At 49.0% G+C, this 13,938-nt stretch carries 9 protein-coding genes; 7 read left to right on the forward strand and 2 right to left on the reverse strand.

Going from position 1 to position 13,938, the window contains the following annotated elements; genetic code table 11:
- Positions 1–2 precede the first annotated feature (2 nt).
- The 7 genes from KJS94_RS02040 to KJS94_RS02070 all read left to right on the forward strand — a co-directional run bounded on the left by KJS94_RS02040 (position 3) and on the right by KJS94_RS02070 (position 10,317).
- The gene (locus KJS94_RS02040; protein ID WP_214447089.1) at positions 3–1,439 is read left to right on the forward strand and encodes a glycoside hydrolase family 125 protein; all 1,437 of its coding nucleotides are present in this window, start codon (positions 3–5) and stop codon (positions 1,437–1,439) included.
- Positions 1,439–2,353, forward strand: coding sequence for an ROK family protein (locus KJS94_RS02045; protein ID WP_214447090.1), 915 nt, complete (start codon positions 1,439–1,441; stop codon positions 2,351–2,353). Before KJS94_RS02040 ends, KJS94_RS02045 begins: the two co-directional genes overlap by 1 nt.
- A gap of 193 nt (positions 2,354–2,546) precedes the next feature.
- Complete coding sequence (locus tag KJS94_RS02050; RefSeq protein ID WP_214447091.1) at positions 2,547–4,868, forward strand: PSD1 and planctomycete cytochrome C domain-containing protein; 2,322 nt, start codon at positions 2,547–2,549, stop codon at positions 4,866–4,868.
- Between the two features lie 5 nt (positions 4,869–4,873).
- Positions 4,874–6,322, forward strand: coding sequence for a DUF1501 domain-containing protein (locus tag KJS94_RS02055; RefSeq protein WP_214447092.1), 1,449 nt, complete (start codon positions 4,874–4,876; stop codon positions 6,320–6,322).
- 31 nt (positions 6,323–6,353) lie between these two features.
- Positions 6,354–7,382, forward strand: a complete 1,029-nt coding sequence (locus KJS94_RS02060; protein WP_214447093.1) for a 6-bladed beta-propeller — start codon at positions 6,354–6,356, stop codon at positions 7,380–7,382.
- On the forward strand, positions 7,379–8,173 hold the full coding sequence (locus KJS94_RS02065) for a chitobiase/beta-hexosaminidase C-terminal domain-containing protein (RefSeq protein WP_214447094.1): 795 nt from the start codon (positions 7,379–7,381) through the stop codon (positions 8,171–8,173). The genes KJS94_RS02060 and KJS94_RS02065 overlap by 4 nt, the downstream gene beginning before the upstream one ends.
- Before the next feature lie 2 nt (positions 8,174–8,175).
- The gene (locus KJS94_RS02070; RefSeq protein WP_214447095.1) at positions 8,176–10,317 is read left to right on the forward strand and encodes a DUF2231 domain-containing protein; all 2,142 of its coding nucleotides are present in this window, start codon (positions 8,176–8,178) and stop codon (positions 10,315–10,317) included.
- 42 nt (positions 10,318–10,359) lie between these two features.
- On the opposite strand, the gene KJS94_RS02075 is transcribed toward KJS94_RS02070, so the two are convergent.
- A complete protein-coding gene (locus KJS94_RS02075) occupies positions 10,360–11,601 on the reverse strand; it encodes a glutamate-5-semialdehyde dehydrogenase (protein ID WP_214447096.1) in 1,242 nt (413 codons plus the stop codon).
- A gap of 9 nt (positions 11,602–11,610) precedes the next feature.
- Positions 11,611–12,645 carry a glutamate 5-kinase gene (gene proB / locus KJS94_RS02080; RefSeq protein WP_214447097.1) on the reverse strand — a complete coding sequence of 345 codons (1,035 nt, stop codon included), beginning with the start codon at positions 12,643–12,645 and terminating at the stop codon, positions 11,611–11,613.
- Positions 12,646–13,938: the final 1,293 nt, after the last annotated feature.

Below are 13,938 nucleotides of genomic sequence, written 5' to 3' on the forward strand. Positions count from 1 at the left end.
CCATGCAATCGAGAAGAAAATTCATTCAGCATACAGGGGCACTGGCAACCGGTTTGTTCCTGCAACAGTCGGGGGCATTTGCCTTCTCTGCCCAGGGTTATGAGTCGAAGCGCCCTCCGTTGGCAGAAAGGAAATTCACCAGTGAAGCTGTGGAGGCCACCATTGTACGGTTAAAAAAGCAAATCGCTGATCCTGAACTGGGTTGGTTGTTTGAGAACTGTTTCCCCAACACCCTGGATACAACGGTTGAATATGAGGAGCCGAATGGTGTACCGGATACTTACGTGATCACGGGTGATATTGATGCCATGTGGTTGCGCGATAGTACGGCACAGGTATGGCCCTACCTGCCCCTGGTGAAGGGCGATGCCAAACTCAGGTTACTGATAGAAGGGGTGATCAATCGCCAGAAGCACAGTATTATCCTTGATCCTTACGCTAATGCTTTTTACAAGGATGTAAAGAAGGAGAGCGAATGGAAGCACGACCTCACCACTATGCAACCCGGTATCCATGAGCGGAAATGGGAGATCGATTCATTATGTTATCCCATCCGCCTGGCACACCAGTTCTGGAAGACCACGGGGGTTACACGCCCTTTTGATACCGCATGGGTGAAGAGCATTGAACTGACCGTGAAGACATTCAAAGAACAACAACGCAAGAACGGCGATGGTCCTTATACCTTCCAGCGCACCACAGCCTGGGCAACAGATGGCGTACCCCTTGCCGGCTATGGCTATCCTGTGAAGCCGGTGGGCCTGATCTGCTCCATCTTCCGTCCCAGCGATGATGCCACTATTTATCCCTTCCTGGTGCCGGCCAATTTCTTCGCTATAGTTTCCCTTCGCCAGGCAGCAGAAATGTTGAACTCCATCCACAAGAATACCCAGCTGGCCAATGAGTGTACTGCCCTGGCCAATGAAGTGGAGAAGGCTTTGCAACAATTTGCTATCATCAATCACCAGCAGTTCGGTAAAGTGTACGCCTATGAGGTGAATGGATTTGGCAGCTTCAACCTGATGGATGATGCCAATGTGCCCAGCCTGCTTTCACTGCCTTACCTGAATGCTGTTAAGAACACTGACCCGATCTATCGAAATACCAGGAAACTGTTGCTTTCGGAGAATAATCCATTCTTCTTCAAAGGGAAGGTAGCTGAAGGCATTGGAGGACCCCATGCTGGTATGTTCATGATCTGGCCCTTGAGCATCACCATGCGTGGATTGACCGCAACAACGGGAGAAGAAGTCCGCCAGTGTTTGCATTATTTGAAGTCCACCCATGGTGGTACAGGATTCATGCATGAATCCTTCCATAAGGATGATGCCAGTAAATTCACCAGGAAATGGTTTGCCTGGGCAAATACCTTGTTTGGTGAACTGGTATTGCATACCAGCCAGCAATACCCACAAATCTTAAGCCTTAAATCTATCTGATGAAAAAACAACTGATCCTGACCATTGATGTTGGGGGAACACATGTAACCACCGCTCTGATTGACCTTGGTGAAAGGTCAGTGGTGGAAGGAAGTTTGGCCAGGGAATATTTTGATTCCAACCTTCCAAAGGATACTGTCTTACAGCACTGGCTAAACGCCATTAACCATGCCATGGCATGGTCTGGTGATCATGAACTGGAAGGGGTCGGGATCTGTATGCCAGGTCCATTTGATTACCAGCAGGGGATATGCTGGATAAAGGACCAGGATAAGTATGAACATTTCTACGGGGTGAATATCAGGGAAGAGCTTAGGAATTTATTAGGGTTCTCCCTTTCCTTTCCCATATTATTTGAAAATGATGCGGCCTGTTTTGGCAAGGGTGAGGTACTTCGGCTTCCCGCCCTGCAAAGGCAAAGGGTGATCGCCATGACCCTGGGAACGGGACTGGGGGGGTGTTTCATTGAGAATGGACTAGTGCTCACCGATGACCCCAGGGTGACCAAGGGAGGGGAGTTGTATTACCTTCCCTATCGGGATGGTATAGCCGAAGATTATATTTCTACCCGTGCCCTGGTGAATGCCTATCACCAGCTGACTGGTATACAACTGCCGAATGCAAAGGAAATAGCAGACAGGGCAAGGAGCGGTGACAAGGCCGCATTGGAATGTTTCCACCAAATGGGAATTGCCATTGGGGAAGTGTTGAGGCCTTGGATCAATAGTTTTCGTCCGGCAAGCCTGGTGCTTGGTGGTAAGATTTCCATTTCGGCCGACCTCTTCCTGTTGTCGCTGCAACAGGAATTGAAGAAGGCAGAGGTTGTGCCTGATGTATTGGTTTCAATAGATAATGAGCTGGCTGCCTTGTTTGGGGCTGCTGCCCTATTTGTTGACCTGGAGCGGGTGGCTTGAAAAGGCCCGGCTACTCATCAATAAAATCAATTGATGCAAAGGAGTTTATAGCGATAAGTTGTTGTTCGGAAGGCGAATGGGTTTTGATCAGGTCGGAGTTATTAACCCTTTTTAACAAGAACTTGGATCATTTTGCTAAATCGATTTTTCAATAGTGCTAATTCGTAAATTTAGTAACCTAACGTTTGCGCCAATGAAAGGAAGAATTATCCTGCTGATCGCTGTTGCCATCAGCGGCATGTCTGTGTGGGTGGGCTGCGCCTCCAACAGTTCGGGAAACGAGGCTGCCATACCGGAGACCATCAGCTACAACTACGATATCCGTCCCATCCTTTCCGACAAATGTTTTGCCTGTCATGGACCCGACCAGAAGAAACAGGAGGCCGGACTGAGGCTGGACCATCCGGAGTTTGCCTATGCGCCGCTGAGGGAAACCAAAGGGGCTTTTGCCATCGTGCCAGGAAAACCGGAACAGTCTGAACTGATCAAACGCATCACCTCCACTGATCCGGGTTACGTGATGCCTACACCTGAATCACATCTCGGGGCATTGACGGAGCGTGAGGTGGAATTGTTTACCGAATGGATCCGCCAGGGGGCTAAGTATGAACCGCATTGGGCATTTACCCGTCCAGAGAAAGCACCCCTTCCAAAGGTGGCCGATAAGGAATGGCCAAGGAATGCCATTGATCATTTCATTTATGAGAAGATGGCTGAACAGGGATTGAGTCCCAATGAAGCCGCCGGTAAGGAATACCTGGTGAAGCGGGTGACCCTGGACCTCACAGGCTTGTTGCCAACACCGGCACAGGTGGATGCCTTCCTGGCAGACAATCGTCCCGACGCTTATGAACGATATGTGGACCAGTTACTGGCCAGTCCGCAGTATGGTGAGAAGATGGCCGTGCATTGGCTGGATGTCTCCCGGTATGCGGATAGTTATGGCTACCAGGACGATAATATCCGAACCCAGTGGCCTTATCGCGATTGGGTGATCCATGCCTTCAATAAGAACATGCCTTATGACCAGTTCATCACCTGGCAACTGGCTGGTGATATGTTGCCGGATGCCGATAAGGAAAAGATACTGGCCACCGCTTTTCTTCGTAACCACAAGTATACGGAAGAGGGTGGGGTGATCGATGAGGAATACCGGGTGGAATACCTGGTAGATAAAGTAAAAACCTATACCAAGGGCGTACTGGCCTTAACTGCCGAATGCGCCCAATGCCACGACCACAAGTATGACCCTATCTCCCAAAAGGATTATTTCCAGCTCTTCGCATTTTTTAATAATACGAAGGAAATAGGCTACGAAGGGGATGTGAATATTTCCAAACCTGCCAAGAATCCCATTCTTACCCTTACAGATGAAGAGGTAAAGAATGTATTGGGTTTCATCAATAAGAAGGATACCGGTAGCCTGATGGTTTCGGTTATGGGTGAACGTGATACCCTCCGTCCCACCTATATCCTTAACCGCGGTGTTTATGACCAGCGGGGGGAAGTGGTTCAGCCATCCGCCTTGCGTGCGGTACTGCCCTTCGATACCCTCAAGCTGCCGCGCAACAGGCTAGGCCTGGCGCAATGGACGGTAAATAGGAACAACCCGATTACTGCAAGGGTATTCGTGAACCAACTCTGGCAGGAGTTCTTTGGCAGGGGTATTGTAAAAACGACGGGCGACTTTGGTATGCAAGGCAACCTGCCTTCCCATCCCAAACTGCTGGATTGGCTGGCAGTGGATTTTATGGAGCATGACTGGGATATCAAACGTCTGGTGAGACTGATCGTCAGTTCGGCAACCTACCAGCAGTCGGCCAGGGTTTCAGAAAAGCAATTGCAGCGCGACCCCGAGAACATCTATCTCTCCCGAGCCCCACGCACCAAGGTAAAAGCAGAGTTCGTGCGTGATATAGTTTTGGGGAGCAGTGGTTTGCTGAATAAGGAAATTGGTGGCCCAAGTGTGAAGCCCTACCAGCCAAAAGGTTTGTGGGAAGCGGGAACATCCGGCAGGGGAGTGCTGGCTACCTACAAGCAGGATCATGGGAATGAATTGTACCGGAGAGGCATGTATACCTTCATCAAGCTGACCCTTCCCCCGCCATCCATGATCATCTTCGATGCCAGCAACCGTGACCAGTGCGAGGTAAAGAGGACCAGTACCAATACCCCTTTACAGGCATTGGTGATGATGAATGACCCCACCGTACTGGAAGCATCCCGTGTGTTGGCGCAGCAACTGGTGGTGCAGTCCACTGATGATGCAGCCAATATCACCACTGCCTTCAGGGCTATCCTCTGCCGTAAGCCTTCAACCAAAGAGATGGATATCCTGGGCAAGTATTTTAAGGAGGAACTGGCTTTGTACAGTTCTGGTAAACTAGCCCCGGAAAAACTCCTTGGCATAGGGGAGTGGCCACAGGTGAAAGGCGCCGATGCCAATCGTTCCGTGGCACTTATGAAAGTCATCACCACTATTTATAACATGGAAGAAGCCATCACTAAATCATAGTTATTATGGAAAAGGAATTCCTTGAATACGGCTTAAGCATGAATCGTCGCCGCTTCCTCACCAGCCTGGGAATGGGGATCGGTGGTGCGGCATTGGGATCTTTGCTGGTTCCTGACCTTTTTGGCAGCAGGGCTGAGGAAGAAATGGTGATGGCCGGTCTTCCCCATTTTGCTCCCAAGGCCAAGCGGATCATCTACCTGTTCCAGAATGGGGCACCATCACAACTCGATCTGTTCGACTACAAGCCCACGCTGGAAAAGATGTTCGGGGAAGACCTCCCTGCATCAGTTCGGATGGGCCAACGTTTAACAGGTATGACCGCTGACCAGACCAAATTCCCGCTGGCGGCATCCATGTTCAAGTTCAACCAATATGGACAACACCGGGCATGGATAAGCGAGCTGCTTCCCCATACCGCCAAAGTGGTGGATGACCTTTGCATCATCAGGAGCCTTTATACGGAAGCGATCAATCATGACCCTGCACTGACCTTCTTCCAGACAGGTGCACAAGTGGGTAACCGTCCCAGTATGGGGGCCTGGCTGAGCTATGGATTGGGCAGTGAGAACAAGAACCTTCCTGCATTTTGCGTGCTGTTATCGAAAGGAAAAGGCAATGGGCAGGGTGTGTATTCCAAGCTCTGGACCAATGGTTTTCTGGATTCTGTTCACCAGGGTGTGCAGTTCAGCAGTGGTGAAAATCCTGTATTATACCTGAACAACCCGGATGGTATGGACAAAGCTGACAGGCGTAATATGCTGGATAAACTGGCAGAGCTGAATGAAAGCAGTTTTGAGACGTTCGGCGATCCAGAGATCAAAGCGAAAGTGCAGCAATATGAAATGGCCTATCGTATGCAAACGGCAGTACCCGAAGTGACCGACCTAAGCAAGGAACCCGAACATATCGTTAAGTTATATGGTCCCGATTGCCTGGTGCCCGGAACCTATGCAGCCAATTGCCTGCTGGCCAGGAAACTGTCTGAGAGCGGGGTCCGTTTTGTACAATTGTACCACCAGGGCTGGGATGGACATAATAACCTTCCCTCCGAGATCAAGGGGCAATGCCTGGATACCGACCAGGCATCCGCCGCGCTGATCACAGACCTGAAGCAGCGGGGATTGCTGGATGAAACATTGGTGATCTGGGGCGGTGAGTTTGGCCGGACCAATTATTGCCAGGGGCCGCTCACGAAGGAAAACTATGGCCGCGACCATCACCCGCGTTGTTTCACCATGTGGATGGCCGGTGGCGGCGTTAAGCCCGGCGTTTATGGCGAAACAGATGAGTTCGGTTACAATATCGTTGCCAACCCCGTGCATATCCACGACTTCCATGCAACAGCCCTGCACCTGATGGGACTCGACCATGAGAAGCTGGTCTATAAGCACCTTGGCCGCCGCTACCGGTTGACCGATGTAGCCGGTAAGGTTGTAAAGGATATTATCGCATAAGCCTCTTCGTTATAACCCTTAAACCATCAGGATGCATCGCAAGGACTTTATCAGGAATACCGCACTGGCGGGAATGGGAGCTTTGGTGGTGCCTCACTATCTTTCTGCAGAACAGGTAGTGCTGGGCCAGAACAACAAGCGCTATAAGATCAATACACATTGGAGTAAGGCAGATATCAGCCGCTACCCGGTGAATGATTGCCATGAAATGGTGCAGGACAGCAAGGGAAGAATCCTCTTGCTGACCAATGAAACCCGTAACAATGTACTGGTGTATGATAAGCAGGGGAAATTACTGGACAGTTGGGGGAATGAATACCCGGGGGCACATGGGTTAACATTGTTCAATGAGAATGGGCAGGATGTATTGTTCATCTGTGATAACAACCGTCACCAGGTGATCAAGACCACTATCAATGGCAAGGTCCTGATGGTATTGGATTATCCCAGGGAAACCGGGATGTATGCCAAGGCCGAAGAGTATGTCCCAACAGAGACCGCCATTGCACCCAACGGTGATATCTATGTCGCGGATGGTTATGGCAAGGACCTGGTGATCCAGTATGATGCCAATGGAAAGTATATCCGCCATTTTGGGGGAAGGGGAACAGGGGCCGGGCATTTGCTGAATGCACATGGCGTATGCATTGATAACAGGGATCGCTCCAATCCATTGGTGATCGTAAGTTCCCGTCAGCATAATGCCTTTAAACGCTATACGCTTGAAGGTGTGTATAAGGATACCATAGAACTACCCGGGGCATGGGTATGCCGGCCGGTTATAAAAGGTGATTACCTCTATGCTGCTGTCTTGCAGTCGAACAGCCGCCAGGGACAAGGATCCGGGTTCGTGACCATATTGGATAGGAACAATAAAGTTGTTTCCAATCTTGCAGGCAGTGAGCCTTCCTATCAGAATGGCCGGCCAGAAGAGATGTACCAGACCATCAAGGCCTTTCAGTATCCCCATGATGTTTGCATTGATGATGAGGAAAACCTTTATGTGGCACAGTGGAATTCCGGCAAAACCTATCCCTATAAACTAGAACCCATCGCATGAAAAAGGAATGGCTCATAGCGTTGTGCTATTGCATGGCAGGAATGGCAGCAATGGCCCAGGACCAGTTCCAACTGGCACCACCTTTTATGAAGTATCCTTCTGTCTTTTTTGAGAAGGAAACAAGTGTTGGTTTGTTGTTCGCGCAGAAAGGGACAAGCATCCATTATACTACTAACGGTAAAGTGCCCACGCAACAGGACCCTGAATACCGATCCCCGATCAGGATCACCGAACATAATACTACTGTAAAAGCGAAGGTGTTTGGCAAGGGATACCAGCCTTCGGATGTAGTGGAAGCAACCTTTATCAAAGGAGGGCTGCGAATCGCATCCATTAGCGGTACCGCGCCTTTTGCGCAGTATGCCGGGGAAGGTGGGCAGTCCTTGAATGATAACAAAGGCGGTAACACTGCGTATACCAGCAAGACCTGGATGGGCTGGAAAGATGATCGGGTAAGCCTGACCGTTAAACTGGCGCAGCCTGAAACAGTTGGTGCCATATTGCTTGACCTTTTGCAGGACCAGGGCAGTTGGATATTCTTTCCGGCAAGGGCAGAAGTGTATGCTCTAGATTACGCTACGGAGTCGGAACAAAAAGTCGGGCAAATGGAATGGCAGCCGAGGGAAGGGAAGGATGTTAGTGTATGTAAGCCCTTCCTTTTGTCCTTTGACCAACCCGTTAAAACCGATATGGTCCGATTGGAATTATTTGTATTGCAGCAGATCCCTGACTGGCATCCCGGAAAAGGGCAGCGCAGCTGGATATTCCTGGATGAAATAAAACTGTATTAATCATGACAACAGACTGGAAGCGGGTCTTATTCAATACCTGTATTGCCCTCAACTGCCTCTTGATCTTTTTGGTAGTATTTGGTAGTGAAATGCAATTGCCGTTGTGGTTACAGGTGACCGGAAGGTTTCACCCTTTGGCAGTGCATTTTCCCATTGTTTTAATGCTTGTGGCTTTTGTCTGGGAATTGTTTTTTACCCGGAAGGATTACGCAATATTAAGGGAAGCCGGTGATTGGTTCTTATTAGGTTCCGCCTTCACAGGAGTGTTGGCTGCCCTCATGGGGTTATTCCTTTCCAGGGAAGTGGGGTATGATCAGGACGCCATTGTTTACCATAAATGGACCGGTGTAGGAAGTGCTGTCATTAGTTTGATCTGGTATGCTTCGAGGTCGTCAATAAGAAAGCGTAAGTTGTCAACGACCTTTGCCGGATTGATTGCAATGGGGGGAGTTGCGGTGGCGGGCCACCTGGGTGCCAATATCACCCATGGGTCAGATTTTTTGTTTGCGCCTGTAATGGCATCAAACCATCCAAAAGTATTGCTCGAAGATGCTATTGCTTATACCCACCTGATCAAGCCAATACTTGAAGACAAATGTGTGAGTTGCCATAATAACAGAAAGGCAAAAGGGGAACTGATCATGGAAACGGAGGCCCTGCTTTTGAAAGGTGGAAAAAACGGGAGGCTATGGGATAGTACAGCAAAGGATTTTGGCCTGATGATGCAACGGATCCATTTGCCGCTCGATGCTAAAGAGCATATGCCCCCCAAGGGGAAAGCCCAGTTAACGGAGGAGGAAGAGAAAGCGATCTATTACTGGATCAAGGGAGGTGCCAGTTTTACCCAAAGGATCATTGATCTGCCTGAAACCGATACCCTGCGCATGATCGCAGCAGGATTCTTCACAACAGCTGAGCAGGATAGTTATTCATTTGAGCCGGCAAAGGAATCGTTGATAAAGGAATTGAACACCGATTACCGGGTAGTGAATCCCCTGGCATTGGGATCGCCGGCATTGAATGTGGAGTTTTTTGGACCGGTATTCTTCAAGCCTGAACAATTGAAGGAGTTAGAGAAAGTAAAAACACAGGTGGTCAGCCTGAACCTGGCAAAGATGCCGGTGACCGATGCGGACCTGAAATTGATCGGCAATTTCACTAACCTGCGCAAACTAAACCTTTCCTTTACAAAGATCACCGGAGCAGGGCTCTCAGCTTTATCTGGCTTGAAAGACCTTCGTCAATTGTCCCTTTCCGGTACAGCAGTCAAGCCCGCTGATATTGCACAACTGAAGGGCCTTGAAAAATTAGCCACTATATATGCCTGGAATACCGGTGTGCAGGAAAAGGACCTGGATCTGCTGGCAAAGCAATTCCCTGATACCCGCATTGAAATGGGATTCAAAGGTGATACCATTAAGGTTAAATTGAACCCGCCGATCATTGAAGGGGAGCAGCAGGTCCTTACGGGCCCTACCACCATTATCCTTAAGCATTATGTGAATGGCGTTCAGTTACGCTATACGCTGGATGGAAAGGAGCCTGATAGTATCAACTCCCCGCTGTATAAAGACGGTATCCTGATCAATGGTACGGGTGTATTGAAAGCGAAAGCTTTCCTCCCGGGATGGTATAGCAGTGAGGTGGCATCAAAAAATTATTATAAGACAGGCTTCAGGCCGGATAGTGTTAGCCTGGTGGCCAAACCTGCTGCGTCCTACGCAGGTTCGGGTGGCAAGACCCTTGCTGATGGGGAGAAAGGTGACCTGAATTTCCGGACAGAAAAATGGCTGGGCTATAAGGACAATGATATGGTTGCCCTGCTCTATTTCAATCAGCCTGCTGAGCTTTCCGGGATATCCGTCAGTACGATCGTGGATATCGGGAATTACATTATGCCTGCGCAACAACTGGAGGTATGGGGAGGTGCCAATGCATCCGGATTGAAGTTATTGGGTAGATTGAATCCCGTTCAGCCAAAAGAGCAGGTGCCGGGCTATATGGTCGGATTTGATTTTGCTTTCGCAAAACAAAAAATAAGTGTGTTGAAACTGGTGGCAAGGCCGGTAACCAAATTACCACCCTGGCATCGCGGCAAGGGTGAAAGGGGATGGGTGTTCATTGACGAAGTATTTATCAACTAAAATGCAGCGGCATTTGCCGCTGCATTTTTTTAAATATATGCTTTACCGGGTTTGGCCATTGCCCCTGATCACCCATTTTTCTGTGACCAGTTTTTCAAGTGCAAACGGTCCGCGCGCATGTAGTTTTTGGGTAGAGATACCGATCTCTGCACCCAAACCAAATACTTCCCCATCGGTGAACCTGGTTGAAGCATTGGCATATACGGCAGCGGCATCCACTGTTTTCAGGAAACGTTCGCAGGCTTTCTTGTCCTCCGAAACAATGGCCTCAGAATGTTTGGTGGAATATTCCGCAATATGGGCCAGTGCTTCATCCATATTCCTGACCAACCTTATCGCGCATTTCAAGCTGAGGAACTCCCTGCCAAAATCCGCAGCCCTGGCTTTCTTCAGGAAGGGATAGCCTTTCATCAATGGGGAAGCGCCGGCATCTGCAAATATTTCTACCTCGTAGGGGGCAAGTCCGGCCAGTAACATCGGCAGGAAAACCTTTGCAATGGACTGGTCTACCAGTAAGGTGTCCACTGCATTGCAGACAGAAGGCCTTGATGTTTTGGCGTTCACGGCAATGGCCACTGCCTTTTCCAGGTTGGCTTTCTTCTCTACATATACATGGCAAACACCTGCGCCGGTCTCAATAACGGGCACGAGGCTGTTCTTCCTGACGTATTCGATCAGGCCGGCTGAGCCGCGCGGAATGATCACATCGATATACTTCGTAGCAGTAAACAATTGATCGACCACTTCCCTTGCAGAGGGTAAGAGGTTGACCACTTCAGGATCGATGCCCTGTGCTTTCAGTTGCTTTTTGATCAGTTTTACGGAGAAGCTATTGGTATGCTCGGCTTCACTGCTGCCTTTCAATAAACAGGCATTCCGGCTGCGGAGGCAAAGTCCAGCGATGTCAAAGGTTACATTTGGCCGGGATTCATAAATGGCACCCACTACCCCGAGGGGTGTGCTTATCTTTTCAAGTTTAAGCCCCTTCTCGATGGTTCTTTTTTCCAATACCCTTCCCGTTGGATCGGGTAGCTGTGCCACTTTTCGAAGGCTATTGGCGATGGCCTTGATGCGTTGCTCATTCAACAGCAAACGATCATTGCGAGGGTTATTGGGATCTTGTTTGGCAAGGTCCATGGCATTGGCCTTTAGCAATCCTTTCGCTTCGGCTTCCATCGCAGTTGCAATGCCTTTCAGTGCCTGCCTGACCTGTTTGTCGGTCAATAATTGCAGGCTGGTTGCTGCCTGGTGGGTCTTTTTTATGAGGGGTAATACTGATTTCATCTAGGTTGGTTAAAACATTACAATATCATCTGCATGTGCCGCGATCACATTCCTGAGTGTTAGCTGTTTGTTGATGCCTGGTGCGTCAAGCCTGGTCTTGGCCACACCGAGGATATTGCCTTCTTCATCCATCAACTGCACTACTTCGCCGGCAACAAATTTTCCTTCCACCCCCGTGATACCGATGGTCAGCAGGCTTTTCCTGTTGGCCAGTGCTTTGGCTGCGCCTTTGTCAACATGGATGGTTCCCAGGGTGATGGATCCGCTGGCCAGCCATTTCTGGCGTGCGCGCAGGTTAGATCGGCTGGGTACGAAATAAGAGCCATTGCGGCCATCCAGGGCATTATGGATGGGCTGCTCACCTTTGAGCCCGCAAATCACCACATTGATGCCCAGGGAGGTGGCCAGCCTGGTAAAAGTTAGTTTGGATAACATGCCGCCGAGTCCCAGGCCGCTCTTCTCCGTGCTGACATATTTCAGTACAGAGCTGTCCACTTTTTCGATCCTGGGGATTACCTTCTTCTGGTCATCGAGGAAGCCGCCCGCGCTAGTACAGAGGACCAGTGAGCTGGCATCGAAACCAATGGCGATAAGGGTGGCCAGTTCATCGTTATCCGAAAACTTGATCTCCACATTGCTGACCAGGTCATTCTCGTTCACTACAGGCAGGATATAATTTTCCCAGAAAGTAGCAAAGGTTTGTTTCAACTGCAGGAATTGCTGACGGTTGGAGAAATGCACCCTTTCGCAAAGCGCCTGTGCCACAGTGATACCGTGTTGCTGGAAATGTTTGTGGTACAGCTGGATGAGGATGGGGTTGCCAACAGCAGCGGCAGCCTTGCGTTCGGACAGGGTGCCTTTATAATCCTTCAGGAATTTGCGGCCACTGCCAACTGCACCGCTGGAGACGAGCACGATATTGTAACGGGTACTAAGTGCGGCGATCTCGGCTGCTACTTTTTTGATGATGCTGCTGTCCACATTACCCTTGCTATCGGTAATGACGGCAGTACCCAGTTTGATCACTAATACTTCCCTCGACATGGGTTGGTTAAATTAAGGTAGGGATAAAGGTAAGAAATGTGGGGATCTGCCTACGCTGAAGCTTCGGCAGACGAGGTGTGGCCTTTAAGCTAACCAGTTCATTTGGTGACGCAACAAAATAGGGAAATCCTTAACCCCATCAGGGTCTCCCGGAGGTGACCCTGATGAATAGTAGGATAGATATACATCGGGGACTAACGAAGGGTACCACAATGGGGTAAGAAGATTTAACATCCCCATCGCCCCCGTTGTGTCTTATGACCAACGGGTAGTTGGAAGATGGGATTAGCTGTTTGCTGTATAAATCATTTCGCCTTTTATTCATCAGGGTCTCCTGAAGGGACCCTGATGAATAGTAGGAGGGTGGTGCAAGCGTCTGTCCATTGGCGCAGCCAATACGTTGCGTTCTTAAAACCGCTCAAAAGCATGCCCGCGTCGTTGCGCTCCTTTGTGTCTTTGCGTGAATGGCTCACCCTAAATAAGTCTTCTGAACCATACACAAAACACCGGCACATCACAAGTGTTTAACCGTTAACTGGAAGACCAACAAATAGAATAAGTTATTTTTAAGAAGATGAATAAGCTGCTAAATGAACAATAAGCGATCACTGAGAGGAATTATAGTGTGCCTGTTGTTGTCATTTCTAAATGTATTTGCAATCAGTGCCCAGGGGATCACAAGTAAAGAGGAATTGGCAGATGGGGTGCCGGTTCATCTTTCGTTGTATTGATAATCACCAGGAAATGGTTTTATGGCGGTTTGGTCAATAATGTGTGGTCTGTTGACGAGAATAAAACAATGATTTTCTTTTTCTTTCAATACTACATTCACTACAACCTGCCGGATCGTTTATACCTGAGTTCAGCTCCTGTCATCAAGTCTGACTGGAATGCAGAGTCCGGGGAACAATGGACCATTCCGTTCGGGTTAAGTATGAGTAAAAAATTATAAAGGTTGAAAGGAAGCTCTCGCTCAACCTTCAGGCAGGGGCATACTATTATGCCATAAAAACATAGTATGGTTCCGGTTGGTAGTAGCGTGCGCAGGTAGTAGTCTTATTACCCGCGGGTATGATGAAAAAGAAATAGAATATAGCTCTGTGGATAGTTGCCCTGATTTTTACGTAAATCAAAGAAATCGTTTTGTTTATGTAAAAAAACAGCGGATAAAATTATAATGGCAGAAGATGTAGAAAGAACTGTAACAAGACATGTTGAAGAAGATAACTCGGGCGGGAAAATAGAAATTGGTATAAGTGTACTCCCATCCGGAGGGTTCAATTTAGAGTGGTC

This window comes from Flavihumibacter rivuli (genome assembly GCF_018595685.2).
Classification (GTDB): domain Bacteria; phylum Bacteroidota; class Bacteroidia; order Chitinophagales; family Chitinophagaceae; genus Flavihumibacter; species Flavihumibacter rivuli.

Coding starts and splice junctions, on each gene's coding strand:
- KJS94_RS02040 (WP_214447089.1), top strand. CDS start 3: ATGCAATCGAGAAGAAAATTCATTCAGCATACAGGGGCACTGGCAACC.
- KJS94_RS02045 (WP_214447090.1), top strand. CDS start 1,439: ATGAAAAAACAACTGATCCTGACCATTGATGTTGGGGGAACACATGTA.
- KJS94_RS02050 (WP_214447091.1), top strand. CDS start 2,547: ATGAAAGGAAGAATTATCCTGCTGATCGCTGTTGCCATCAGCGGCATG.
- KJS94_RS02055 (WP_214447092.1), top strand. CDS start 4,874: ATGGAAAAGGAATTCCTTGAATACGGCTTAAGCATGAATCGTCGCCGC.
- KJS94_RS02060 (WP_214447093.1), top strand. CDS start 6,354: ATGCATCGCAAGGACTTTATCAGGAATACCGCACTGGCGGGAATGGGA.
- KJS94_RS02065 (WP_214447094.1), top strand. CDS start 7,379: ATGAAAAAGGAATGGCTCATAGCGTTGTGCTATTGCATGGCAGGAATG.
- KJS94_RS02070 (WP_214447095.1), top strand. CDS start 8,176: ATGACAACAGACTGGAAGCGGGTCTTATTCAATACCTGTATTGCCCTC.
- KJS94_RS02075 (WP_214447096.1), bottom strand. CDS start 11,601: ATGAAATCAGTATTACCCCTCATAAAAAAGACCCACCAGGCAGCAACC.
- proB (WP_214447097.1), bottom strand. CDS start 12,645: ATGTCGAGGGAAGTATTAGTGATCAAACTGGGTACTGCCGTCATTACC.